Here is a 25110-nt window from a genome sequence, read left to right on the forward strand (position 1 = left end):
GTTCAGCCCATCGCTTCGATCAATTCACCCAGCCGCCGGGCGGGGTCCTCCGCCTGCCAGATTTCCTCGCCCAGACCAAAGAAATCCGTAAACGGGGTCAGTTGTGCAATCCGGGCGGCGTCCAATCCGCCTTCGGCCACCACCGGAACTTCGATCACCTCCGACCACCATTCAAAGAGATCGAGCGGCGCGTGGCTGCCATCCCCCAGGGCCGAGGCGGAGACCGGCCCGAAAGCCACGTAATCTGCGCCTGCTTCGCCTGCGGACATGCCATCATGGCGCGAGGTGCCGCAGAAACAGCCGACAATGGCGTCCTCACCCAGCGCCTTGCGGGTCTCGCGCACGGAACGTGCCGCATCCGTCAGATGCACACCGTCCAGCCCCAACCGATCCGCAAGCACCGAGTGGTCGCCCAGCACCAGCGCGACATCGCGGGCATGGGTCACTTCGCGCAGCGCGTCGGCGGCGCGCGACAGCTTATCCGCGTCGCGTGTGGCCAGTTCAAGCCGCACGCAGGCCACCGCATGGGCATCCAGCGTGCGGGCCAATACCTCTGGAAAGCTGCTCAGTTCAAACTCCGGTGGGGTAATGAGGTAAAGCTGCGGTTTTTCGGGGATATCCATGCGCGCGGTCCTTTGGGTCTTGCTGCGCAGGAGCAGTAGCGCAAGTGTCGGGAAATGAAAACTATCTGCCCGCGTTCGATGGTTTTTCATCGCAACCAGAGGACGCGCTCCGTTGCGAAGACGCGCAGAGGATCGTATGAGGCCCCCATGACCGATGTTCTTGATCCGCCCGCCTCCCCGGCCTTTGTTCTGGTGCGCCCGCAAATGGGGGAAAACATCGGCGCGGCAGCGCGGGCCATGTGGAACTTCGGGCTGGACCGGATGCGCGTCGTAGCGCCGCGTGATGGCTGGCCGAACCCGGCGGCGGTGGCGCTGGCCAGCGGGGCGGGACGGCTTCTGGATGAGGCACAACTGACCCCGACACTGGCCGAGAGCATCAGCGACTGCACTTATGTCTTTGCCACGACAGCGCGTTCCCGCGATTTGACCAAACCGGTTTTCAGTCCCGAAGAAGCGATGCGCGCGACAGCCAGGCGCATCCGCGACGGACAGCGCGTGGCCGTGCTCTTTGGGCCGGAACGGGCAGGGCTGGAAAACGAGGACATCGTGCGCGCCAACGCGATCATTTCGGTGCCGGTGAACCCGGCGTTTCCCTCGCTCAACCTCGCGCAATGCGTGCTGTTGATGGGCTACGAATGGCAGCGCGCGATACATGAGATCACCCCCGAGACCGTCGAGATGGCCGGCACCCAGTGGGCCGAGACTGCCGAGGTCGAACACCTTGCCAGCCATTACGAAGCGCGGCTGGACGAGATGGGGTTTTTCTTTCCGGCGCATAAATCGGACTCCATGCGGCTCAACCTGCGCAATTTCTGGAGCCGGATGCCGATGACGCGCGCCGATGTGCAGATGCTGCACGGGATGATGCGCCAGATGATCCGCTGGAGGACGCGCGGCGACTAGTCACGCTGGACCTTGCCCGCGCGCGGGCATAGGGTCGCGGCGCGAGCCAAAGAGGATGTCCGATGAGCGGCAAACGTAAGTTGTTTGAAGAAGTGGCTACGGTCGACGCGGCCAAACCCGCAGCACAGCCGGGCCGGATCGACAAAGGCCAGGACGGCGCGCGGCGCGCGATCCGGCTGTGGTTGCAAGTGCTATTTGCGCTGGTCTTTTTGATGATTGCCGTGGGCGGGCTGACCCGACTGACCGACAGCGGGCTCAGCATCACCGAATGGCGCCCGATCACCGGCGCGCTGCCGCCGATGACTGCCGCCGACTGGCAGTCCGAGTTCGAAAAGTATCAGGCCATCGACGAGTTCCGCATCCAGAACCAGTGGATGGAGATGGCCGATTTCAAGGTCATCTACTGGTGGGAATGGGGGCATCGGCAGCTGGGCCGTGTCATCGGCCTTGTCTGGGCTCTGGGCTTTGGGTACTTCGCCATCCGACGGCAAATCCCCACCGGGTGGCATGGCAGGCTGCTCTGGCTGGGGCTGCTTGGCGGCGCACAGGGGGCCATCGGCTGGTGGATGGTGGCGTCGGGTGTGACGCAGGGCGAGGGGATGACCGATGTGGCCAGCTACCGTCTGGCCACGCATCTGGGGCTGGCCTTTATCATCCTGGGCTTCATTGCCTGGTATATCATGGAACTGGGCCGCAGGGCCTCTGATCTGATGCAGGCGCGCCGGGCCAAGGAGACCCGGCAATGGGGGCTTTCGACCGGGCTTTTGCATTTCACGTTTTTGCAAATCCTGCTGGGCGCGCTTGTGGCCGGCATCGACGCCGGGCGCAGCTATACCGACTGGCCGCTGATGGGCGGGCAGGTCTTTCCCGCCACCGCGCTGAGCTTCGAGCCGCTGTGGCGCAATTTCTTTGAAAGCCCCGGATTGGTCCAATTCATGCACCGGGTCACCGGCTATGTGCTGATCGCCTTCACCGTTGTCGTCTGGCTGCGCGGGCGCAAATCCTCGCACCCAAACACGCGCTTTGCCTTCAATGCGGTGCTGGCCGCCATGGCGCTGCAGATTGTGCTGGGGATTGTCACGGTGCTTTATGGCGCGCCCGCGCATATCGCGATTTTCCACCAGACGCTTGCCGTCATTGTCTGGGTTCTGATCCTGCGGGCCCGGTTCCTGAGCGGATATCCCCTTGCAACCTCAGTCAGAGGAGCCTCCTGATGGCCTCATCCTACAACGCACTCCTGTCTTTCGCCCGCGACACGCAAGCCCTGTCTGCCATTGCCGGGCGGTTGGAGTGGGATCAGGAAACCATGATGCCCCGTGGTGCGAGCGCACAGCGCGGGCAAGAGGTTGCGGCCCTGGAAACGGTGCTGCATGCGCGCCGGGCCGACCCTCGCGTGGCGGACTGGCTTGCGGCGGCGGAGGGGGAGGACCTTGATGGAGAGGCGCAAGCGCAACTGCGCCATATTCGCCGCGGCTTTGACCGGGCCAGCAAGGTGCCTGCCAAACTGGCAGCCGGGATTGCCCGCGTCACATCCGAAGCCCAAGGGGTCTGGGCGGAGGCGCGGGCGACGGATGATTTTGCCGGTTTTGCCCCAACCCTGACGCAGGTGATCGCGTTGAAACGCGAAGAAGGCGCGGCGCTCGCGGAGGGCGGCGACATCTATGACGCCATGCTGCAGGATTACGAGCCCGGTACCACCGGGGCTGAAATCGAAGCGATGTTCGGCGCGCTCCGCCCCGAGTTGACCGCCCTGCGGGCCGCCGTGCGGGAGGCGAAAGCGCCCGCCGCCGTAACGGGCCATTTTGATGAAACGGCGCAGATGAAGCTCACGCGCAAGCTTGCCAAGACCTTTGGCTATGACATGATGCATGGCCGGGTGGACAAGGCCGTGCATCCCTTCAGTTCCGGCTCGGGTCTGGATGTCCGGATCACCACCCGGACCAACCCCGCCGATCCTTTCAACTGCTTTTATTCGACGATCCACGAGGTCGGCCACGCGGCCTATGAGCAGAACATTGATCGCCGCTACCTGCTGACGCCGCTGGGGCAGGGCGTGTCGATGGGGGTACATGAAAGCCAGAGCCGCATCTATGAGAATCAGATCGGGCGCAGCCGCGCCTTTACCGGCTGGCTCTTTGGCGAGATGAAAGACGCGTTTGGGGATTTCGGCATCCCGGATGAGGACGCGTTCTATGCCGCGGTGAACCGGGTCTCTGACGGATTTATCCGAACCGAAGCGGATGAGTTGCAATATAATCTTCACGTGCTCTTGCGCTTTGATCTGGAGCGCGCGCTGATGTCTGGTGATCTGCAGGTCGGCGATCTGGAGACCGCGTGGAATGACCGCTTTCTGGCTGATTTCGGCTTTGCCGTGGACAGACCCTCCAACGGGGTATTGCAGGACGTGCACTGGGCCGTGGGTCTCTTTGGCTACTTCCCCACCTACAGCCTTGGCAATGTCTACGCGGGCTGTTTGCATGAAGCGATGTGCGCGGCGCTGCCAAATCTCGACGGGCAGTTGGCGCAGGGGGATACCTCTGCTGCCACCACGTGGCTGCGCGAGAATGTGCAAACCCACGGCGGGCTCTATGAGCCGCGGGAAGTGATCGCGCAGGCGCGCGGGGCCGCGCCTTCGGAAGCGCCCCTGCTGGCCTATCTGACGAAGAAATTCACCGCGCTATACGGCCTTTGAGCGTTACAGAAGCGCCATGCGCTCTGCCCGCTCCATGTCGGGGTAGGGGCGGTAGAGGGCGAACTCCGCCGAGGCCACGAGGTCGTTCACGGCGCGGTGTTTTGCCGCCACATCGTCATCATGCGCCCCTGTCAGCCGGAAAGCTTCGTCCAGCTGCGCCAGCCCGTCCACCTCAATTTCCAGCATGAAGTCGCGGTAGCAATCTGCCGCGAGGTTGAGTTTGCGCCGCATCAGGCGCCAGGCGCCGATCACCCCGGCCGCCTGCAGATGCCCCATCCATTCGTCCAGCGCCTTGGCAAAGAGCAGGGCCTTGGCGTCGTCTTTCAATGTGATCATGCAGCAATAGATATTCATCCGGTCACCTCGCACAGCTTTTGTACAAGGGTGCCGTCAAACAGTTGATATGCGGTTAAGCCGTGTCGTCCGTGCCGTTTTCAGCCTCGCCCTGATCCGCAATCCAGGCAACACTGACCACTTCTTCGCCTTTGCCGGTGTTAAAAACCCGGACGCCACCCGCGCTGCGCGAGCGAAAGGAAATCCCCTCTACCGGCACCCGGATCGACTGACCCTTGGAGGTTGCCAGCATGATCTGGTCATCCATCTCTACCGGGAAGGACGCCACCAGCGCCCCGCCGCGCATGGCTTTATCCATCGCCTGCACGCCCATGCCGCCGCGTCCGCGCACGGGATAGTCATGACTGGAGCTGAGCTTGCCCGTACCACCCGCTGTCAGGGTCAGGATCAGGTTTTCAGCCGCCGACATCTCTGCGTAGCGGTCCGGGCTGATCGTGGCATTCGCATCGGTTTCCTCGTCGTCCGCAGGCGCATCGGCATCATCCGCCAGCCCCGCCATGGCGCGCCGCATCTTGAGATAGGCCGCCCGTTCATCGGAGGTTGCGTCAAAATGGCGGATGACGGACATGGAGACGACCCTGTCCTCGCCGGTCAGCTTGACGCCCCGCACGCCCAAAGAACTGCGCGAATTGAACACCCGCACATCCGTCGATGGGAATCGGATCGCCCGACCCGAAGCCGTGACCAGCATCACATCATCGTCTGGCGAGGCGATGCGCGCATTTATCAGAGTGGTCTTTGCATGTTCGTCCTCGAATTTCATCGCGATCTTGCCGTTGGATTTCACATTGGTGAAATCGCTCAGCGCATTGCGACGCACGGTCCCTGCCGAAGTCGCAAAGACGATCTGCAGCTCAGACCAGTCCTTTTCGTCGCGGTCGATCGGCAGAATCGCCGCAATGGAGACGCCCGCAGGGATCGGCAGGATGTTCACGATGGCCTTGCCCTTGGAGGTGCGCCCCCCTTGAGGCAACCGCCAGGTCTTGAGCTTGTAGGCCATGCCGTCGGTTGTGAAAAACAGCAGTTGCGTGTGCGTGTTGGCGACAAAGAGGGTGGTGACCACGTCCTCTTCCTTGGTCTGCATGCCTGCGAGACCCTTGCCACCGCGCCGCTGGCTGCGGAAATCGGCCAAGGGGGTGCGCTTGATATAGCCGCCGGAGGTCACGGTCACGACCATGTCTTCCCGCGCGATGAGGTCTTCGTCCTCCATATCGCCGGACCAGTCGACGATCTCTGTCCGGCGCGGCACGGCGAAGAGCTCGCGCACTTCGCGCAGCTCTTCGGCGATGATGCCCATGATCCGGTCGCGGGAGCCCAGAATTTCAAGGTATTCCTTGATCTTGCCCGCCAGTTCTTCCAGCTCGTCGGTGACTTCCTTGACGCCGATCTGTGTCAGGCGTTGAAGCCGCAGGTCAAGAATGGCACGGGCCTGCGTCTCGGAGAGATTATAGGTGCCGTCGTCATTGGCCGTATGGGTCGGATCGTCGATCAGCGCGATATAGGGCAGGATGTCCTGCGCGGGCCAGCGCCGGGTCATCAGCTTTTCGCGCGCCGCGGACGCATCAGCGGACGACCGGATGGTGGCCACCACCTCGTCGATGTTGGTCACAGCCACGGCCAGGCCGCAGAGCACATGGCTGCGCTCGCGTGCCTTGCGCAGCAGATAGGCCGTGCGGCGCGCCACAACATCTTCGCGGAAGTCGATGAAGGAGGTCAGAAACTTGCGCAGGGTGAGCTGCTCCGGCCGCCCGCCGTTCAGCGCCAGCATGTTGCAGCCGAAATAGGTCTGCATCGGCGTGAACCGGTAAAGCTGGTTCATCACCACCTCCGCCGTTGCATCTCGTTTCAACTCGACCACCACCCGGACACCGTTGCGGTCGGATTCGTCCTGGACATGGGCGATGCCCTCGATCTTTTTCTCACGCACCTGTTCGGCGATCTTTTCGATCATCGTGGCCTTGTTCACCTGATAGGGAATTTCGTCCACGACAATCGCCCAGCGGTCCTTGCGGATTTCCTCGACGCGGGTCTTGGCGCGGATGATGACGCTGCCGCGTCCCTCAAGATAGGCTTTGCGCGCCCCGGTGCGGCCCAGCATGATACCGCCCGTCGGGAAATCGGGACCGGGGACATAGTCGATCAATTGCTCGGAGGTCAGGTCCGGCTCTTCGATCAGCGCGAGCGTGGCATCCACCACTTCGCCCAGATTATGCGGCGGGATGTTGGTGGCCATACCGACGGCGATGCCACCGGCGCCATTGACCAGCATGTTGGGGAAACGGGCGGGCAGCACGGTCGGCTCCTGCTGCTTGCCATCATAGTTGTCCTGAAAATCGACCGTATCCTTGTCGATATCGGCGAGCAGATAGGCGGCCGGCTTGTCCATGCGCACTTCGGTATAGCGCATCGCGGCGGGGTTATCGCCATCCATCGACCCAAAGTTGCCCTGACCGTCCAAGAGCGGCAGCGACATGGAGAAATCCTGCGCCATGCGCACCAGCGCGTCATAGATCGCGCCGTCGCCATGGGGGTGATACTGCCCCATCACATCGCCGACGGGTCGCGCGGACTTGCGGTAGGGTTTGTCGTGGCTGTTGCCGGTCTCATGCATTGCAAACAGAATGCGGCGGTGCACCGGTTTCAACCCGTCGCGCAGATCCGGGATTGCCCTGCTGACGATGACGGACATCGCGTAATCGAGATAGGACGTGCGCATTTCGTCCTCAATGCTGACCGACGGCCCCTCATAAGCGGGCCGTTCGGGCATCATTTCATCATCGTTTTCAGGAGGTTGTGGTGTGTCGCTCACGTTGTCTGCTCAATTTTCCCGCAGGGTCTATATCTTGTGGATCAATCATAACAGAGGGCGCACATAAGGTGCAATCCTTGAGTTCACAGCCTCTTGGCAGCCGCAGAAGATAAGTGATAACACGCTGTTTTTATTGAAAAGTAATTTTTTCATGCCATGCTGCCGAGAGTGAAGCAGTAAAGAGGTAAGAAATGCCCCAGTCAGAGACAGAAATGATGCTCAAGGGTTACGGGCTGACGACAGCCGAATTCTTCTACCACATGCCGGATTACACGCATGTGCTCAATACTTACGTCTGGCAGGACTATGACCTCGCGCCAGACCATCCGAAACTGTTTAAATTCGTCGAATTCTGGCAGTCGGAGATCGAAGGGCCACTGCATTCGGTGCGCTTTACCCACCGCAAGATGATCGGCCCCGGCGAATGGCGCAACGTGACCGGTGAGCTGACCCTTCATTAGCAGGTCAGGCCGGTCAGGCAGAACAACTCGCGCCCCCCAGAACACAGAATTTCGCACAATGCGGGTGGTTCAGGGCGACATCCTTTTCGGCCTCCTCAAGGGTCGCGCCAAGCTCGAACTCCGGCGCGTAGGGCAGCAGAGTGCAGGCGAGCACCGCGAGACGCGCGGCCCCGCGGCGCTTGACCACCATGCGCGAGGACGCACACATCATGTCATTGGGGGATTTGTTCAATATGCCCCAGCAGTCCGCGGTGATTTCGGGCACTTCGACGGTGGTGTCCATTTCGGGAAAGAGCACGGTCATCGACGGATCGTGCGCATCGATCTCGAATCCGTGCTCTTTGTAGAAAGCGGCATATCCGGCCCGGCTTTGCGCCTCGCTGTCGGCCATGATCGAGCGGCCTGCCACCGCCATGCGAAACCCGTTGTCCCGGAGCCATTGCATGCCTTCGAGCGTCTTGGCGAAAGCCCCCACGCCGCGTTCCGCGTCATGCAATGCGGGGTTGTAGTGATCGACCGAAATGCGCAGCGTCAGCTTGCCGGGGAATGCCGTCTGTAGCGCAACCAGTCCCTTTTGCATCGATTTGCGCATCATCGGACGCATGGCATTGGTGAGGATCAGAACATCATAGCCGCGCTCAAGGGATGCGCGGGCGATCTCGATCATCTGCGGGTTCATGAAGGGCTCACCGCCGGTAAAGGCAATCTCTGTCACCGGCCAGGACCGCGCGGTGAGCTGATCCAGAAAGTCGCGCACTTCACCGGCCGTGATATAGACCAGCGCATCATTGGTCGGGCTGCTCTCGATATAGCAGTTGACGCATTGGATATTGCACAGCGTACCGGTATTGAACCAAAGCGTTTTGGGACGGGTCAGAGCGACGCGCGCGCGGGGGGCACCGTCGGCGGTGACATCAGGGTTTTGGAACTTGCCCTGATTGGCCTCAAGCTGGTCTTTCATTTTGGTCCCGCTCCTTGCTGCAACTTGGCTGTGTTTGCGATAGGCTTAAGCGGAAGGCAAGAAAACGACGCCTGTTTTCGATGCACAGTCTTGTGAAGACTTTACGATCAAGCGGTGTTTGCGCTAACAGATGCGCCATGGGTCGGGTGTCCGACGCCAACATGACAACAAAGGTGCCACAATATGGTTTCTCGCGTTATCCCTGTCGATCCGTTCGATCTTGTCATCTTTGGCGGGACCGGCGATCTGGCGCGGCGAAAAATCCTTCCAGGCCTTTTCAGACGCTACTGCGCCGGGCAGATGCCCGCCTCGGCACGGATCATCGGGGCCGCGCGCTCGGAGATCGACGATACCGGCTACCGCGATCTGGTTGGCGCGGCCATTCGCGAGTTTGGGGGCGGAAAGGCCTGTGAAGACGGGACATTGGACGCCTTTCTCGATTGTATTTCCTATGTGGTGATCGACGCCAAGGGGACGGCCGGCTGGCAGGAGCTGACCGAAAAGGTTACCTCCAAGGACCGGGTCGAGGCCTATTACTTTTCGGTCGCCCCGTCGCTCTTTGGCCCTCTGGCCGAGAAGCTGCAAAGCCAGGGGCTGGCGGACCGGGAGGCGCGTATCGTGGTTGAAAAACCATTTGGCCGCGATCTGGAGACCGCGCGTGCCCTCAATGCCACGCTCGCGCGGTACTTCGACGAACGCCAGATCTACCGGATCGACCACTACCTGGGCAAGGAGACGGTTCAGAACCTGATGGCCGTGCGCTTTGGCAACATGCTCTTTGAGCCCTTGTGGAACAGCCAGTTCATCGACCACATCCAGATCACCGTGGCCGAAACTGTGGGCGTTGGCGGGCGGGGCGAGTATTACGACCGCTCAGGGGCGATGCGCGATATGGTGCAGAACCACCTCATGCAGCTTTTGTGCCTGATTGCGATGGAGCCGCCCGCGCGATTTGACCCCGACGCGGTGCGCGATGAAAAGCTCAAGGTGATCCGCGCCCTCGATCCGGTGGAGCCACACCACATCGTGCGCGGTCAGTATGAGGCGGACCCCGAAAACGCCGATGCGCACCCCGACTATCGCACGGCGGTGGAAAATCCGCGCTCGACCACCGAAAGCTTTGTCGCGCTCAAGACCCATATCGCCAACTGGCGGTGGGCCGGCACGCCGTTTTACCTGCGCACCGGCAAGCGGATGCAGGCGCGCTCCAGCGAAATCACCGTTGTGTTCAAGGACACACCGCATTCGATCTTTCCTGAAGATGCCGGGCGGCACCGCAATATCCTGTCGATCCGCCTGCAACCCAATGAGGGCATTACCCTTGGCGTGACCATCAAGGAACCGGGGCCGGGGGGGATGCGGCTTATCGATGTGCCGCTCGACATGACTTTTGCCGAGGCGCTTGGCCCTGAGGGCAGCGAAAGTGTTGACGCCTACGAGCGGCTTATCATGGATGTGATCCGGGGCAACCAGACCCTTTTTATGCGCGGCGACGAGGTGGAAGCCGCCTGGGAGTGGACCGATCCGGTCATCAAGGGCTGGACAGAGCGCGGTGATGTGCCCAAACCTTACGACAGTCACAGTCAGGGCCCGGATGCAGCCCTGCAGCTGATACGGCGTGACGGTCGCGAATGGCAAAAGGTGTGAGATATGAATCTGATCGAATATCCTGATCGCGACATGGCGTACATGCGTGTGGCCGATGTTCTGGCCGGGGCGCTCAAGCAATGCTTGCTGGTGCATCCCGTGGCCAGCTTCGCCGTTCCGGGCGGCACCACACCGGGTCCGGTCTTTGACGTGTTGAGTGCCGCCGATCTGGCGTGGGAGCGGGTGACGGTCATGCTCACGGATGAGCGCTGGGTTCCGGACACCCATGCGCGCTCCAATGCGGGTCTGATCCGCGACCGCTTGCTGCAGGGACCTGCCGCCAAGGCGCGGTTCATGCCGTTTTACCGCGAGGGGCTGAGTGCTGCTGAAGCGTCCCCTCTGCTGTCCGAGGATATGGCGGGGCATCTTCCCCTATCACTGGTGCTGCTGGGGATGGGAGCGGATAGGCACACGGCCTCGCTCTTTCCCAGCGCAACCGGGTTGGCGCAGGCAATGGCACCGGATGCCCCCGCCGTCTGTGCCATAGAGACAGAGAGCCAGCCCGAGCCGCGGATCACTCTGAGCGCGCCGGTCCTCAAGGGCGCGATGGACAAGCATCTGGTGATCTTTGGCGAGGACAAGCGGCGTGCGCTCGAAGAGGCATCGGGAAAACCGCCACTCGAGGCCCCCATCAATGCCGTTTTGGAAGAAGGACAGATTCATTGGGCAGCCTGACATCGCAGTGGGACGCACTGGCAAAACGTTTCTCAAAGATCAAGGGTCGCACGATCCTGTCGCTGTTTGAGGATGCCGGGCGGGCACAGAACTTCAGTGCGCAGACCGGCGACATGCTGTTGGACTATTCCAAGACCAACCTGGATGCCGAGACGCTGGATATGCTCGGCGCGCTTGTCGAGGCCGCAGGCGTGGCCGAGAAACGCGCGGCGATGTTTTCCGGTGCCCCGATCAACGACACCGAAGGACGGGCGGTCCTGCATACGGCGCTGCGCAATCTTGACGGGGCCCCGATCGACGTCGGGGGCCGCGATGTGATGCCCGGTGTTCTGGCCACGCTGGCCCGGATGCGGGACTTTGCCGACAAGATCCGCAACAGTGAGATTACGGATGTCGTGAACATCGGCATCGGCGGCTCTGATCTGGGGCCTGCGATGGCGGTCGAGGCGCTCAGCCCCTATCACGACGGGCCGCGCTGTCACTTTGTCTCGAACGTGGATGGCGCGCATATTGCCGACACGCTGCGGGGGCTTGAGGCCAAGAGCACGCTGGTGATTGTCGCCTCCAAGACCTTTACGACAATCGAGACCATGACCAACGCGCGCACCGCCCGCGCCTGGATGCAGGATCACGGCGGCGACCCCGGCACACAGTTTGCCGCCCTCTCGACCGCCGACGATCTGACCGCCGATTTCGGCATCCCGCCCGCGCAGGTCTTTGGGTTCGAGGATTGGGTTGGCGGGCGCTATTCGGTCTGGGGGCCCATTGGCCTGTCGCTGATGATCGCCATCGGCCCCAAGGGGTTCGACGCCTTTCTGCGCGGCGGCCAAGCGATGGACCGGCATTTTCAGGCTGCGGACTGGCGCGACAACCTGTCGGTGATGCTGGCGCTGGTCGGGCTCTGGCATGCGCAGGTCTGCGGCTACGCCAGCCGCGCGGTCTTGCCTTACGATCAGCGGCTGTCGAAACTGCCGGATTACCTGCAGCAGCTTGAGATGGAATCAAACGGCAAGAGCGTGCAGATGGGCGGCGAACCCGTCACGGTCGACAGTGGCCCGGTGGTCTGGGGCGCGGCGGGGACCAATGGTCAGCACGCCTTCTACCAGCTGCTGCATCAGGGCACGCGGGTGGTGCCTTGTGAGTTTCTTGTCGCGGCCGAAGGGCATGAGCCTGAGCTGGCCCATCACCACAAACTGCTGGTTGCCAATTGTCTTGCCCAATCGGAGGCGCTGATGCGGGGCCGCTCGCTGACGGAGGCGCGCGCCAAGATGCAAGCCGCAGGGTTCAAGGGGGATGCGCTGGAGCGTCAGGCCCGCCACCGCGTCTTTGCGGGCAACCGGCCCTCTGTCACTCTGGTCTACCCCCGGCTCGATCCCTTCACGCTGGGCCAGATCATCGCGCTTTATGAGCACCGCGTCTTTGTCGAAGGCGTCATCCTGGGCATCAATTCCTTCGATCAATGGGGGGTTGAACTGGGCAAGGAACTGGCCACCTCGTTGCAGCCCGTGATCGAGGGCCGCAAGGATACCGCAGGCAAGGACGGCTCCACCGCGCAGCTGGTAGACTACATCCTGCGCCACGCGGGCTGACCTCAGGCTTCGGGCTGTGCCCCGTCCACGCGCATGAAGCGGTCACGGACAGCCTCGGGGATCGGATAGCGCCCCGACCCATCCTGTCGAAGCAGCACCAGCACACAGTCAAAGGTGGCGCGCTTTTGCCCATCGGACCAGAGTTCCTGGTGCAAGGTAAAGGAGGTGTTGCGAAAGGCCGCGCACCCGCAGGTCACCACGTATTTCTCATCCATCAGCATCTCCTGGATGTAGTGGATTGTCCCCGAGCGGATCACGATGCGTGGCCCAGTCTCGCCGCCCAGATTGCGCGAAAGACCGCAGATTTGGGTGTATTTCACGCGCAGGCGTTCGAACCACTGCAGATAGACCGCGTTGTTCACATGGCAGAGCGCGTCAAGTTCGGAAAAGCGCACCTGATCGGCCATCGCCAGCGGGGCAGGCGGGGCGATGCCAAGCTCTGATTGCGCCTCGGGGGAGAGCGGGGTGTGATAAAGAAGCGTCATAACGCAGGCTCTACCCCGCGGCTTCAGGCTTGCCAAGCCTTGCGCTGAGCCCCTCGACGTTGCACGCTGGCGGGATCTTTGGGAGGAGACTGCGATGCTGGGTCAGATGATGACGACCCCCTTGTTGATTTCGTCGCTGGTTGAGCATGCGGAACGTTACCATGCGCAAACGGCGATCACCTCGGTCAACACCGGCGGCGGCGTGGAAGAGACCACCTGGGGGCAGGTGGGCCGCAATGCGCGCAAGCTGGCCTCGGCGCTGCACGGGCTGGGGCTTTCTCCGCAGGCGCGTTGTGGCACCATCGCCTGGAACAACCGGCGCCATCTGGAAGTGTATTTTGCCACCTCGGGTGCCGGGTTTGTCTGCCATACCATCAATCCGCGCCTTTTTCCCGAGCAGCTGGTCTACATCATCAATCATGCCGAAGATGATGTTCTGTTTATCGACAGCACCTTTGTGCCGCTGGTTGCCGCAATTCGCGATCAGCTGAGTACGCTCAAGCACATCGTGCTGATGGAGGCTGACATCGGCGATGCCGCCGGCCACCTGCCCGAGATCATACCCTACGAGGTCTTGCTGGCGCGTGGCGATGACGGTTACGACTGGCCGGTCTTTGATGAGCTGACGGCCTCCAGCCTGTGCTACACCTCGGGCACCACCGGCCATCCCAAGGGCGTGCTGTTCTCCCATCGCTCCACGGTGCTGCACAGCATGGCGCTCAATCTGAAGGACAGCGCGGGGTTTTCGGCCATGGATGTGGTGCTGCCCGTGGTGCCGATGTTTCATGTCAATGCCTGGGGGTCGCCCTATGCCTGCGCGATGGTCGGATCAGCGATGGTGCTGCCGGGGCCCGGTCTGGATGGGGCGTCGCTGGTGGCGCTGATCGACCGCTACAAGGTCTCCGTTGCCTTGGGGGTGCCCACGATCTGGCTCGGGCTGCTGGCGGCGGCGCGCGACTGCGGAACCCGGCTCGGCAGCCTGAAACGGACCATTGTTGGCGGCTCTGCCTGTCCACCCTCGATGATGACAGCCTTTCGCGAGGAATATGGGATCGAGACGATACATGCCTGGGGAATGACCGAGATGTCGCCCGTGGGCAGCGTGAACCAGCCGCTGGCCAAACACCTGTCGATGCCCGCGGCGACGCTGCACCGGCTGCGCGAAAACCAGGGACGGCCCCCCTGGGGGGTCGAACTGGCGCTGGTGGGCGAAAACGGTAACCGCCTGCCGGAGGACGGCAAGACCCAGGGCGACCTGCTGGTGCGGGGGCATTTCATTCTGGAGGCGTATTTCCACATGAGCACGGAGGAGACGCTGCAAGACGGCTGGTTCAACACCGGTGACGTTGCGACGATTGATGCAGACGGGTACCTGACGATCATGGATCGGTCGAAAGACATCATCAAATCGGGCGGTGAATGGATCAGTTCGGTGGCGCTGGAGAACATCGCCATTGCCCACCCTGCGTTGGCAGATGCGGCGGTCATTGGCGTGGCCCACCCCAAATGGGACGAGCGGCCCGTGCTGGTCGCGGTGGCGGCCCCTGAACAAGAGCCTACAGAGACAGAAGTGCTGCATATCTTCGAGGGTAAAATCGCGCATTGGCAGATCCCGGACCGGGTGGTCTTTGCCGAAAGCCTGCCACGCAACGCCACGGGCAAGGTGCTCAAGCGCGACCTACGTGAAACCTATAAGTCACTCCTCACATCGTAAAACCGTTTTAATCTCTTTTCGGTAGACCGACGCGAACCGGCGGAGCATAACTACCGCATAGCGAGAGGAGATTTGACGTGAAATCGATAGCCCTGTGCCTGACGGCAACCCTGGCCCTGACTGCCCCCGTTGCCGCCTCAGCAGGACCTGATCGCTTATCGATCCTGTTGGGCTCAAACCACGTCAATGCGACGCGGAGCTTTCAGGAATTCAACCCCGGTGTCTTTCTCACGTGGGAGCGACAGCTGAACTACAGCGTTGGCCTCTACTACAACAGCTACAAAGAGATTTCGGCGCTGGCCTCCGTTGGCTACGACTACGAGGTCGCAACGGATTTTGATGTCGGCGCGTTCTTCGCGCTGGCGATCTACCCTGGGGACGGGGACGAATTCCGGTACTCTGCCGGCGACCTCGTTCCGCTGGCCGGGCTTCAGGCGCGCTACAAGAATGTCTTTGTGCAATTCATCCCGGCAGACGGCGACTCCCTGGATGCGCTTTTCACCTTTGGTCTGACCTTTGAGCTGAACTGATCCGCAAGGCGTTGTGTTGGAGCGGGTAACGGGAATCGAACCCGTAACTAAAGCTTGGGAAGCTGCCGTGATACCTTTTCACCATACCCGCAACATGCGTTCGAATATGGTCTGACCGGGCGGGCGTCAAGGATTATTGCGCAGCCGGGACGCGGGCGGTGACAAAGTTGATCTCTGCGGGGACCTGCAGACCGTCCGCCGTGGTGAAAACCTCGAAAGCCTCGGCAACAAGATCGGTAATCCTGTCCGCATCTGCCCGGTCGCCGCCAAAGTGTTCTAGCGTCCGTGATGCGGGGCCAAGGCATGTTGCGGTCTCAGCAATCTCGGCAACTGTGCCTGGCGGCGTCAGAGAAATCTCTGTCGGGCAGACGTCAATCGCGTAAAAACCTGCCGCCTGCAGGATATTGCTGACCCGGGCAGGGTCACGAAAGGCAAACGGGCCGGGGTCATCCGGATCAACCTTTGGAGGGGCTCCAAGATGCATCTTTGCGGCCCGCGCGGGGACGGTGAACCACGGGTTGTTCTCGATGGTGCCCCAACAGGCAAATGAAACATGAGCATCAGGCTTTAGAAATTTGATTATATTTAGAAAAGCGGATTTTGGATCAGGAAAAAACATCACCCCAAAACGCGATATCAAACGGTCAAACTCTTCTCCATCAAATCCGTAGCTGGCCGCATCAGCGTCGATAAAACGCAGGCCTTTGATGCCGCGCGCGCGATCTCTGGCAAGCGCGAGCATGGTTGATGAGATATCTGCCCCGACCGCGAGGCCGGTCTCCCCCAAGGATCGCCGGGCACGGATCGTGCTGTCGCCCGTCCCGCAGCCAATGTCCAACACAGTCTGGCCGGGCTGCAAATCGGCCCGTGCCAGAACGCCCTCCAGAACCGGGGCCATCAAGGCATCAAGGAAGCGTTGCTGCCGGACCCAGACCTCACCCGCCTCACCCGTCCAGAAGGCCGCCTGATCGGAGGGCGCGACGCTCATGCCCGGCGTCGCCGTCGCCGCCCGCCGGTCGCACCGTCATCACCGCCGCCGGTGTTGAAGGTGTCGTCGGGCAGGCTCACGATGGACCGCAGGATCGGAAAGGGCTCCACGGCGTTGGGAATGGCGGACGCGTTGACGAAATGCTCCTGAAAGCGCGGTTCAATCGCGGTTTCAATCTTGTGAATGGCGCTGACGGTTGCCTCGATCTCGGCGCGCGCGGTGGTATTGAGCAGGGCGATCCGGGCCCCGGTTCCGGCCGCATTGCCGGCGGAGGTGACCTTGTCGAGGGGGGCGTCCGGGATCATCCCCAAAACCATGGCATGTTTGGGCGAGATATGCGCCCCGAAAGCACCGGCCAGCACGACGCGGTCGACCGTATCGACCCCGAATTTGTCCATCAGCAGGCGCGCCCCGGAATAAAGCGCTGCTTTGGCCATCTGGATCTCGCGGATATCGCGGTTGGTGATGGTGATCCGGGGGCCGCCCTCTGCGGTGGCGTCATAAACCAGATAGGAGTAGGTGCGCCCATCCAGAAAGCACCGCGCGCTGCCGGTCTGCTCGGGCGCACCGATCAGGCCCGGTGCATCGACGATGCCGTTGATCCGCATCTCGGCGACCATCTCGATGATGCCGGAACCACAGATGCCGGTGATGCCTGACGGGCCCACCTCAGCCGCGAACGCAGGATCATCGGACCACAGATCACAGCCGATCACCTTGAAGCGCGGTTCCTTGGTCACCGGATCAATCTCCACCCGCTCGATGGCACCGGGGGCCGCGCGCTGACCGGAGCTGATCTGCGCCCCCTCGAAAGCGGGCCCGGTCGGGGAGGAACAGGCCAGCACTTTTTCGCGGTTGCCCAGCAGGATTTCCGCGTTGGTGCCCACATCCACGACCAGCACCAGGTCCTCCGATTTGTCCGGCGCCTCGGAGAGCGCGACCGCCGCGGCATCGGCACCTACATGCCCCGCGATGCAGGGCAAGAGGTAAATCCGCGCCGAGGGGTGAATGTTGAGATCCAGATCATCGGCGCGCAGCCTTAGCGCGTTGTTGGTGGTCAGGGCAAACGGCGCCTGACCCAGCTCAAAGGGGTCGATCCCCAAAAAGAGGTGGTGCATCACCGGGTTGCAGACAAAGACGGCATCCACGATGAGGTCCTTGTCGATCTCCGCCTCCGCCGCGATCTGGGTAAAGAGGCCACACATGCCTTCGCGTACGGCGCGGGTCATCTCATCCGCGCCGCCGGGGTTCATCATCGAATAGCTGACCCGGCTCATCAGGTCCTCGCCAAAGCGGATTTGCGGGTTCATCACACCGGAGGAGGCCAGCACCTCCCCGGTTTGCAGGTCACACAGATGTGCCGCAATGGTGGTGGAGCCGAGATCGACCGCGAGGCCGTAGACGGTGCCGTCATAATACCCCGGCCAGATGCTCATGATGCGAGGCGTGTTTTCCGCATCGCCCAGATGCACCGCCACGGTGACCTTCCAGCCGCCCTTGCGCAGAATGGGCTGCATCTTTTGCAGAATGTGCAAATCCGCCGCGACGTTTTCCAGACCCCATTGCGCCCGCAACGCCTCGCGCAGCCGCTCCAGATCGCCGGAAGGGTCATGCATGTCGGGCTCGGCCACCTCGACGTAGTAGAGCTTGGTCGAGGGGTCGAGCACGATCTCGCGCGCTTCGGCCCGTTTGCGCACCACCTGTTTGTGCACCTGGCTTTCGGGGGGCACATCAATGACGACATCGCCCTGCACCGTGGCCTGACACCCCAACCGCCGACCGTCGATCAGGCCGCGCTTGTCCTTGTAGCGTTGCTCAACCTTGTTCCACGCCGAGAGGGCATCCGCATCGACGGTCACGCCATGTTTGGAAAACTCGCCATAGCTTGGCGTGATCTGGCATTTGGAGCAGATGCCGCGACCGCCACAGACCGAATCGAGATCAACCCCCAACTGGCGTGCGGCCGTCAGAATGGGGGTGCCGGTGGGGAAATGGCCGCGCTTGCCGGAGGGGGTGAATACCACAAGAGGGTCGTTGGTCATGGATGCTGTCACCTTAAAAACTCATTGGTCATAGGATAGCCTACGATGCCGCGGGCGAGGGCCGATCCGCGTCACATAATGCATCTGGCGCGGCATTCCCTCTTCGTTTTTGTCATAAACTTCATGAAGCGGGTGAGGAGAACCCCTGTGGCACCAGCGCCGGGGACTGATCGCGCGCATGAAAGATGAACCCCAGCGTGTTCAGCAAGAGCTGGGCGGCCAGGATCGAGGTGCTTCCGGTTGGATCATAATCCGGGGCCACCTCGACCAGATCAAGACCGATGATCGGGTGGGCTTTGGCAACGGCCTGCAACAGCTCCAGCACTTCGTAGTAGAGAAATCCGCCGTGGCTCGGCGTGCCGGTTCCAGGCGCGATCGACGGGCAAAACGCGTCAATATCGATGGTGATGTAAAGGGGTTTATGTGCCGGGATTTTTTCGGCCAGTCCGGTTGTGCCAAGCTGCCGTGCCTGCCGGACCGAGATGATCTCGGAGCCCATGGCGCGCGCATCCGCGTAACCCTCGCGGGCGGTGGAGCTGACATTGCGAATGCCGATCTGCGTCAGCCCGGTGACAAAGGGCTGCTCTGCCGCGCGCCGCATCGGGTTTCCATGGCCGTGCCGCACGCCATGACGTTCATCCACGAAATCCAGATGCGCATCGATTTGCAGGACGTGAAATGGGTCGCCACTGTAAGATCGGCTTCCAAAAGCCTGAATGCAAGGGATATTCACTGAGTGGTCGCCGCCAATGACCACGGGCAGCGCCCCGGCCTTCAAGGCCGCGCGCACGCCCTCTTCGATATTGGCGTGGCTTTGCACGGTGTCGGTGTGGATGATATCCGCATCCCCCATATCGACGATCCGCACCGCTTCGGGCAGGTAGGTGGCGTCATCCTCGTGGTCATAGGCCCCGGCATGTCCAAAGCTAAAGAGCGTCGAGGCCTCGCGCACGCCGCGCGGGCCAAACCGTGCTCCCGCCCGCCATTGAGTGCCCGCATCAAAGGGCGCGCCCAGAATGGCGGCCTCAGCCTCAAGGCTCTGCCAGTCTGCGCAGTAGGGCCGCTTGGCAAAGGTGGAAATCCCGACAAAGGGCAGGTCAAGCCTGCCGCTGTCGTACCCGTGCTCTGTCATGCCCTGCCTCCGGTGCGGTGGTTCCCCTCAGCTTTGCGCCTCGCGGCGCTTTTTGGCAATGGCGCGCGCAGGCCCTTGCGATAAAATTTGCCCCTTTCCATTTGGCCGGACCCATGAAATAGGAAACTGCCAAATGAACACTCCACCTGCGAGGTAGACCATGGAGATTCGCGAGGCTCTCACCTTTGACGACGTTTTGCTGGTGCCCGGTGCCTCATCGGTCCTGCCGTCCACCGCAGATACCCGCACCAGGGTCACCCGCAGCATTTCCATGAACATCCCGCTGCTAAGCTCCGCCATGGACACGGTTACCGAGGCGCGCATGGCCATCGCCATGGCGCAGGCGGGCGGTATTGGCGTGGTGCACCGCAACCTCTCCATCGAAGAGCAATCGCGCGAGATCCGGCGTGTCAAACGGTTTGAGAGCGGCATTGTCTACAACCCGATCACGCTGAAGGCAAACCAGACGCTGGCCGATGCCAAGGCCTTGCAGGACCGCTACCGGGTGACCGGTTTTCCCGTGGTCGATGACAAGGGCAGGGTGCAGGGCATCGTGACCAACCGCGACATGCGTTTTGCCAGTGATGACAAGACGCCGGTGTCGGTAATGATGACCACGGACAATCTTGCCATCCTGCACGAGCCCGCGGACCGCGAAGAAGCCATCAGCCTGATGAAGGCGCGCCGCATTGAAAAGCTGCTTGTCACGGACCAAAATGGCAAGCTGACCGGGCTTTTGACGCTCAAGGACACCGAACAGGCGGTGCTGAACCCCACGGCTTGCAAGGACGATCTGGGGCGGCTGCGGGTGGCGGCAGCCACCACCGTGGGGGACGCGGGGTTTGAACGGTCCGAGGCGCTGGTGGACGCGGGTGCGGATATGATCGTGATCGACACCGCGCACGGGCATTCCGACGGGGTCGCTGCTGCTGTACGCCGTGCCAAGGCCCTCAGCAATGAGGTGCAGATCGTGGCAGGCAACGTGGCCACCGGTGAGGCGACGCGCGCGCTGATCGATGCGGGGGCCGATGCGGTCAAGGTCGGCATCGGTCCCGGTTCGATCTGCACCACACGGATGGTTGCGGGCGTTGGCGTGCCGCAGCTGACGGCGATTATGGATTGCGCGGCGGCGGCAGGTGACACCCCCGTCATTGCCGATGGGGGCATCAAGTTCTCGGGCGATTTTGCCAAGGCGATTGCTGCTGGAGCTTCCTGCGCGATGGTGGGCAGCATGATTGCGGGCACCGATGAAAGCCCTGGCGATGTCATTCTCTATCAGGGTCGGAGCTTCAAAAGCTTCCGGGGCATGGGCAGCCTGGGGGCGATGGCCAGCGGCTCTGCGGATCGGTACTTTCAGAAAGACGCGGCCAGCGACAAGCTTGTGCCCGAGGGGATCGAGGGGCAGGTGGCCTATAAGGGTTCTGCCGGAGCGGTGCTGCACCAGCTTGTGGGCGGGTTGCGGGCGGCCATGGGCTACACCGGATGTGCAACGGTGGATGAGATGCGCCGCAATTGCAATTTCGTCAAGATTACCGGCGCGGGCCTCAAAGAGAGCCATGTGCATGACGTACAGATCACCCGGGAGAGTCCGAACTACCGCATTGGTTAGTGTTTGGTATCAGCAGGATAGATTCTATTCTTCATGTAAGGAGTGCCTCCGTGACACCTGCCGCACGCGTCGCCGCTGCCATTGATATACTGGATGCGATTGCGCAGGGGTTGGCCGCGGAGCAAGCCTTGACCCGGTGGGCGCGTCAAAGCCGTTTTGCAGGCTCCAAGGACCGTGCGGTCGTGCGCGATCACGTTTTTGACGTGTTGCGCGTCAAACAGTCTGCGGCGGCTCTGGGCGGCGGTGCGACCGGGCGGGGCCTGATGATCGGGCTGATGCGGTCCCAAGGTATCGATCCCGACACCATTTTTACCGGAGAAGGCTACGCGCCAGCGCCGCTCAGCCCCGACGAACAGCGCAGGGCAGACCAGTCCGCGCGGCCCGAAGCAAGCTGGAACCTGCCGGACTGGCTGATCCCCGAGTTTGAACTCAGCCTTGCAGATCAGGCCCTTGAGACAGCGCAGGCCTTGCAGGGCCGCGCGCCGGTCACCCTGAGGGTGAGTGCGCGCAAGGCGTCACGCACGGAGGCTGCCAAGAGGCTTGAGGCAGAAGGCATCATAACACGGGATAACCCGCGCGCAGACCACGCGTTGACCGTGACCGAAGGCGCCCGCAGGATCAGGACTTCCAAGGCCTTTGCCGACGGGCTGGTGGAGTTGCAGGACGCCGCCTCCCAGGCGGTGGTGGAGGGGCTCCCGCCCGCGCAGACCTGCCTTGATTACTGTGCCGGCGGCGGCGGCAAAGCGCTCGCCCTGGCAGTCCACCCCGAGCGCCGGGTCTTTGCCCATGACGTGGACAAGACCCGCATGAAGGACCTGCCCGGGCGCGCCGAGAGGGCAGAGGTTGAGATCAAAGCCCTCAGCCGCGCAGAGGTGACACAGCAGGCCCCCTTCGATCTGGTGCTCTGCGATGCACCTTGCAGCGGCAGCGGCGCGTGGCGGCGCTCCCCTGGTGGCAAGTGGGCGCTGACGCCCGACCGACTGAAACAGCTGTGCCATCTCCAACAGGATATCCTTGCACAGGCGGGCAGTCTTGTCCGCCCGGGGGGGTGGTTGATTTATGCGACATGTTCGGTGTTGCGTCGGGAAAACGAAGACCAGGTCGAGGCTTTTCTTGCAGCAAACCCAGGCTGGGAGGCGACCCTGCAGCGGCGTTTTGACGTGTCGCCGGATGGGGATGGCTTCTTCACAGCACACTTGACGCAGGTATAGCGCAAGCCGTATTCAACTCAAGCGAGCACGGCGGATCGTAGTTAAGCCGGGATTAACCCCTCAAGCGCTTTGATGGCAGTGCGATTCGTTGTTAGGAGCCGGAAATTGTCCACCAGCGCTTTAGTTCCCTCACGCCTGACCCAGTTTGCGCTTGGGGCGCAGGCAAAGTTTGGCGCGGTGATCCTCGTGGCCGCAACCCTCTGCGTGATTGCGCTTGCCGCTCCGGATGCGCTCATGCGCAAGGCGCTCTTTGCAGCCGCCGCCGCGCTCGTGCTGCTGTGTTCTGCCTTGGCGATCCTCGTGGTCCGGCATGCTTACAAGAGCAGAGCGTTCCTGACCGTGTTGTCGGCGCTGATTGCAAAGGATGTGATGCCCAGCTTTGTCTCCAACGCTGACGGCGTCATCCTGGCCAGCAATAAAGCAGCACAGAACCGTTTTGCCCCCGGGGTGGAGGAGACCGTCGCCGAGACGCTGGACAAGACCGTCGCCAATCCCACGGGAATGATTTCAGGTTTAACGACCCGCCTGGTCCGCGATGGGGCGGCGCATGAGGATATCGTGACACGCAAGGGCCACTGGCGTCTGAATGTACACCAGGCCGAATTTGGGACGCTGATCTGGCGTCTGAGCGACGTTGCCGAGGCTGCTGCAAACAGTGATGAGCCGACCTTGCCGATGATCGTGGTCGGGGCCGATGACGCCGTGATTAATATGAACGAGGCGGCACGGAACTTGATCGGCGGGCGCGTCAACACGCTGGACCGTCTTTTTAAAAACCTGCCCGTTGTGATCGGTCAAACACAGGAATTGACGACCGATGACGGGCAGGTGCGCGTCATGGTCAGTGAGCTTGCGGCAGGTGATAACAAACGAGCGCTGTTTTTGCTCCCCGCCGCTGCGGATACTGTCGCGGAAGAGGGCTGGAATGCGTTCCAGAACCTGCCTGTCCCCTTGCTGCGGGTCAGCCCCGAAGGCAATGTGCAGGCTTTCAATGTCATGGCGGCAAATCTGATCGGTGTCTCACTGGAAGGTGAGGTCCATCTGTCCGAACTGATGGAGGGCCTGGGCCGCTCGATCACGGATTGGCTGAAGGAAACGCTCGCCGGGCGCACATCGCAAACCTCCGAGTTTTTGCGCCTCAAGCGGATAGACAAGGAAGTTTTTGTGCAAGTGACCCTGAACCGGATCACGCAGGGCGGTGCGCCCGCTTTGATCGCCGTTCTGAATGACGCCACAGAACTGAAATCCTTGGAGGCACAGTTCGTTCAAAGTCAGAAAATGCAGGCTATCGGCCAGTTGGCGGGCGGTGTTGCGCATGATTTCAACAACCTTCTGACGGCCATCTCGGGCCACTGCGATTTGCTGTTGTTGCGGCACGATCAGGGGGATCCGGATTTCAGTGACCTGGTGCAGATCAATCAGAACGCGAACCGGGCGGCCGCTCTGGTAGGTCAGCTGCTGGCGTTTTCCCGCAAACAGACCTTGCGCCCCGAAACGCTTGATATCCGCGACACGCTGTCGGATCTGACGCATCTGCTGAACCGCCTGGTTGGGGAAAAGGTGACGCTGACGCTCAAGCATGACCCTGTGCTTTTGCCGATCCGGGCGGATAAACGGCAGCTCGAGCAGGTGCTGATGAATCTGGTGGTGAATGCTCGCGATGCGATGCCCGGCGGGGGGGAAATCCGGATTGATACGCAATGCAAGCGCCTCAAGGAGCCGCTTAACCGGGACCGCGTGACCGTTCCTGTCGGCAAATATGTCACCGTAAGGGTCTCGGACGAGGGCGTTGGCATTCCATCTGACAAGTTGCAAAAGGTGTTCGAGCCGTTTTTCACGACCAAACGGACGGGCGAGGGAACGGGGTTGGGCCTCTCGACGGCCTATGGCATCATCAAACAGACGGGCGGGTATATCTTCGTCGATAGCACCGTGGGATCCGGCACTTGCTTTACGCTCTTTTTCCCCGTGCTCGAACACAGCGAGATTATCCCTGTGGCACCACGGCAGGAGGTGGCAAAACCAACCGGCAAACATGGCGATGGGGTGATCCTGCTGGTCGAGGACGAAGCACCGGTACGGGCGTTTGCAAGCCGCGCGTTGAGGCTTCGGGGCTACACGGTTCTGGAGGCCGATTCTGCTGAAGCCGCGTTGAAAACGCTGGAAGACGAAAGCCTGAACGTGGATGTATTTGTGACAGACGTGGTCATGCCGGGTATGGACGGCCCAAGTTGGGTCAAGGAGGCGCTGAAAGACCGTCCTGATGTGCGTGTTGTGTTTGTGTCCGGCTATGCGGAGGACAGCTTTGGCGAAGCGCAGATGAAAATTCCCAATTCCGTCTTCCTGCCAAAGCCATTTTCGCTCAATGACTTGACGGACACAGTTCATCGACAGCTCCACTAGGATTTGGGCCGTAAAGGACATGCGATCCAGAGCTGCTGTAAGGGTGGTAAGAGCGGTGCCGAGCACGCACTCGCCTGCCATTGCCGACGACTTGCAGATCTGGATGGCACCTGTGTGCAAAGAATTTCTAACTGAAAACCTGAGTGAGGATAGGGCGGAATAGATCCCATCCCGAATGTCCATGACATCAGGTTTTGATCGAGATCACGTGGTTTCGAGACCAACCAACCAATTAAAAACCGTCTGTTTAGAAGTACTTCCGGACCACGGCCTAAACAAAAC

At 61.7% G+C, this 25110-nt stretch carries 20 protein-coding genes and 1 tRNA gene; 12 read left to right on the forward strand and 9 right to left on the reverse strand.

Annotated features, from left to right (window positions below; genetic code table 11):
• Positions 1-2: 2 nt before the first annotated feature.
• Positions 3-623: a thiamine phosphate synthase gene (locus H7847_RS03865; RefSeq protein ID WP_227268059.1), complete on the reverse strand. Its 621-nt coding sequence runs from the start codon at positions 621-623 to the stop codon at positions 3-5.
• 147 nt (positions 624-770) lie between these two features.
• On the opposite strand from H7847_RS03865, the gene H7847_RS03870 reads away from it, so the two are divergent.
• The 3 genes from H7847_RS03870 to H7847_RS03880 all read left to right on the forward strand — a co-directional run bounded on the left by H7847_RS03870 (position 771) and on the right by H7847_RS03880 (position 4218).
• Entirely contained in the window at positions 771-1526 is a 756-nt protein-coding gene (locus tag H7847_RS03870) for an RNA methyltransferase (protein ID WP_227268060.1), read from the forward strand.
• 62 nt (positions 1527-1588) lie between these two features.
• Positions 1589-2740, forward strand: coding sequence for a heme A synthase (gene ctaA / locus H7847_RS03875; RefSeq protein WP_227268061.1), 1152 nt, complete (start codon positions 1589-1591; stop codon positions 2738-2740).
• Positions 2740-4218, forward strand: a complete 1479-nt coding sequence (locus tag H7847_RS03880; RefSeq protein ID WP_227268062.1) for a carboxypeptidase M32 — start codon at positions 2740-2742, stop codon at positions 4216-4218. The genes ctaA and H7847_RS03880 overlap by 1 nt, the downstream gene beginning before the upstream one ends.
• A gap of 3 nt (positions 4219-4221) precedes the next feature.
• Here the strand turns inward: H7847_RS03880 and H7847_RS03885 are convergent, their stop codons facing one another.
• Positions 4222-4572 carry a DUF6614 family protein gene (locus H7847_RS03885; protein WP_227268063.1) on the reverse strand — a complete coding sequence of 117 codons (351 nt, stop codon included), beginning with the start codon at positions 4570-4572 and terminating at the stop codon, positions 4222-4224.
• 55 nt (positions 4573-4627) lie between these two features.
• The gene (gyrA, locus tag H7847_RS03890; protein WP_227268135.1) at positions 4628-7342 is read right to left on the reverse strand and encodes a DNA gyrase subunit A; all 2715 of its coding nucleotides are present in this window, start codon (positions 7340-7342) and stop codon (positions 4628-4630) included.
• Between the two features lie 230 nt (positions 7343-7572).
• Between gyrA and H7847_RS03895 the strand changes: the two genes are divergently transcribed.
• Complete coding sequence (locus H7847_RS03895; protein ID WP_227268064.1) at positions 7573-7842, forward strand: usg protein; 270 nt, start codon at positions 7573-7575, stop codon at positions 7840-7842.
• A 13-nt stretch (positions 7843-7855) separates the two neighbouring features.
• Here H7847_RS03895 and H7847_RS03900 read toward each other — a convergent pair whose 3' ends face one another.
• Positions 7856-8803 carry a radical SAM protein gene (locus H7847_RS03900; protein ID WP_227268065.1) on the reverse strand — a complete coding sequence of 316 codons (948 nt, stop codon included), beginning with the start codon at positions 8801-8803 and terminating at the stop codon, positions 7856-7858.
• A 183-nt stretch (positions 8804-8986) separates the two neighbouring features.
• On the opposite strand from H7847_RS03900, the gene zwf reads away from it, so the two are divergent.
• The 3 genes from zwf to pgi are packed head-to-tail and all read left to right on the forward strand — an operon-like array spanning position 8987 to position 12714.
• The gene (zwf, locus tag H7847_RS03905; RefSeq protein ID WP_227268066.1) at positions 8987-10450 is read left to right on the forward strand and encodes a glucose-6-phosphate dehydrogenase; all 1464 of its coding nucleotides are present in this window, start codon (positions 8987-8989) and stop codon (positions 10448-10450) included.
• Positions 10451-10453: 3 nt separating this feature from the next.
• A complete protein-coding gene (pgl, locus tag H7847_RS03910; RefSeq protein ID WP_227268067.1) occupies positions 10454-11125 on the forward strand; it encodes a 6-phosphogluconolactonase in 672 nt (223 codons plus the stop codon).
• Positions 11122-12714 carry a glucose-6-phosphate isomerase gene (gene pgi, locus H7847_RS03915; RefSeq protein WP_227268136.1) on the forward strand — a complete coding sequence of 531 codons (1593 nt, stop codon included), beginning with the start codon at positions 11122-11124 and terminating at the stop codon, positions 12712-12714. The genes pgl and pgi overlap by 4 nt, the downstream gene beginning before the upstream one ends.
• Before the next feature lie 2 nt (positions 12715-12716).
• Here pgi and H7847_RS03920 read toward each other — a convergent pair whose 3' ends face one another.
• Positions 12717-13199 (reverse strand): acyl-CoA thioesterase, encoded by a 483-nt coding sequence (locus tag H7847_RS03920; RefSeq protein ID WP_227268068.1) that lies wholly within the window; start codon positions 13197-13199, stop codon positions 12717-12719.
• Positions 13200-13293: 94 nt separating this feature from the next.
• On the opposite strand from H7847_RS03920, the gene H7847_RS03925 reads away from it, so the two are divergent.
• Positions 13294-14913: a long-chain-fatty-acid--CoA ligase gene (locus H7847_RS03925; protein WP_227268069.1), complete on the forward strand. Its 1620-nt coding sequence runs from the start codon at positions 13294-13296 to the stop codon at positions 14911-14913.
• A 77-nt stretch (positions 14914-14990) separates the two neighbouring features.
• Entirely contained in the window at positions 14991-15443 is a 453-nt protein-coding gene (locus tag H7847_RS03930) for a hypothetical protein (protein ID WP_227268070.1), read from the forward strand.
• 17 nt (positions 15444-15460) lie between these two features.
• Here the strand turns inward: H7847_RS03930 and H7847_RS03935 are convergent.
• The 4 genes from H7847_RS03935 to speB form a co-directional block, all read right to left on the reverse strand.
• Positions 15461-15534, reverse strand: a tRNA-Gly gene (locus tag H7847_RS03935).
• A gap of 42 nt (positions 15535-15576) precedes the next feature.
• On the reverse strand, positions 15577-16431 hold the full coding sequence (locus tag H7847_RS03940; protein ID WP_227268071.1) for a class I SAM-dependent methyltransferase: 855 nt from the start codon (positions 16429-16431) through the stop codon (positions 15577-15579).
• Positions 16428-18473: an ASKHA domain-containing protein gene (locus H7847_RS03945; RefSeq protein WP_227268072.1), complete on the reverse strand. Its 2046-nt coding sequence runs from the start codon at positions 18471-18473 to the stop codon at positions 16428-16430. The genes H7847_RS03940 and H7847_RS03945 overlap by 4 nt, the downstream gene beginning before the upstream one ends.
• 121 nt (positions 18474-18594) lie before the next feature.
• The gene (speB, locus tag H7847_RS03950) at positions 18595-19605 is read right to left on the reverse strand and encodes an agmatinase (RefSeq protein WP_227268073.1); all 1011 of its coding nucleotides are present in this window, start codon (positions 19603-19605) and stop codon (positions 18595-18597) included.
• A gap of 160 nt (positions 19606-19765) precedes the next feature.
• On the opposite strand from speB, the gene guaB reads away from it, so the two are divergent.
• The 3 genes from guaB to H7847_RS03965 all read left to right on the forward strand — a co-directional run bounded on the left by guaB (position 19766) and on the right by H7847_RS03965 (position 24828).
• Positions 19766-21214 carry an IMP dehydrogenase gene (gene guaB / locus H7847_RS03955; RefSeq protein ID WP_227268074.1) on the forward strand — a complete coding sequence of 483 codons (1449 nt, stop codon included), beginning with the start codon at positions 19766-19768 and terminating at the stop codon, positions 21212-21214.
• 50 nt (positions 21215-21264) lie between these two features.
• Positions 21265-22425: an RsmB/NOP family class I SAM-dependent RNA methyltransferase gene (locus H7847_RS03960; protein WP_227268075.1), complete on the forward strand. Its 1161-nt coding sequence runs from the start codon at positions 21265-21267 to the stop codon at positions 22423-22425.
• Positions 22426-22497: 72 nt separating this feature from the next.
• Positions 22498-24828 carry an ATP-binding protein gene (locus H7847_RS03965; protein WP_227268076.1) on the forward strand — a complete coding sequence of 777 codons (2331 nt, stop codon included), beginning with the start codon at positions 22498-22500 and terminating at the stop codon, positions 24826-24828.
• Positions 24829-25110 lie beyond the last annotated feature (282 nt).

It is taken from the genome of Roseobacter weihaiensis, from assembly GCF_020622345.1.
GTDB classification, from domain to species: domain Bacteria; phylum Pseudomonadota; class Alphaproteobacteria; order Rhodobacterales; family Rhodobacteraceae; genus Roseobacter; species Roseobacter weihaiensis.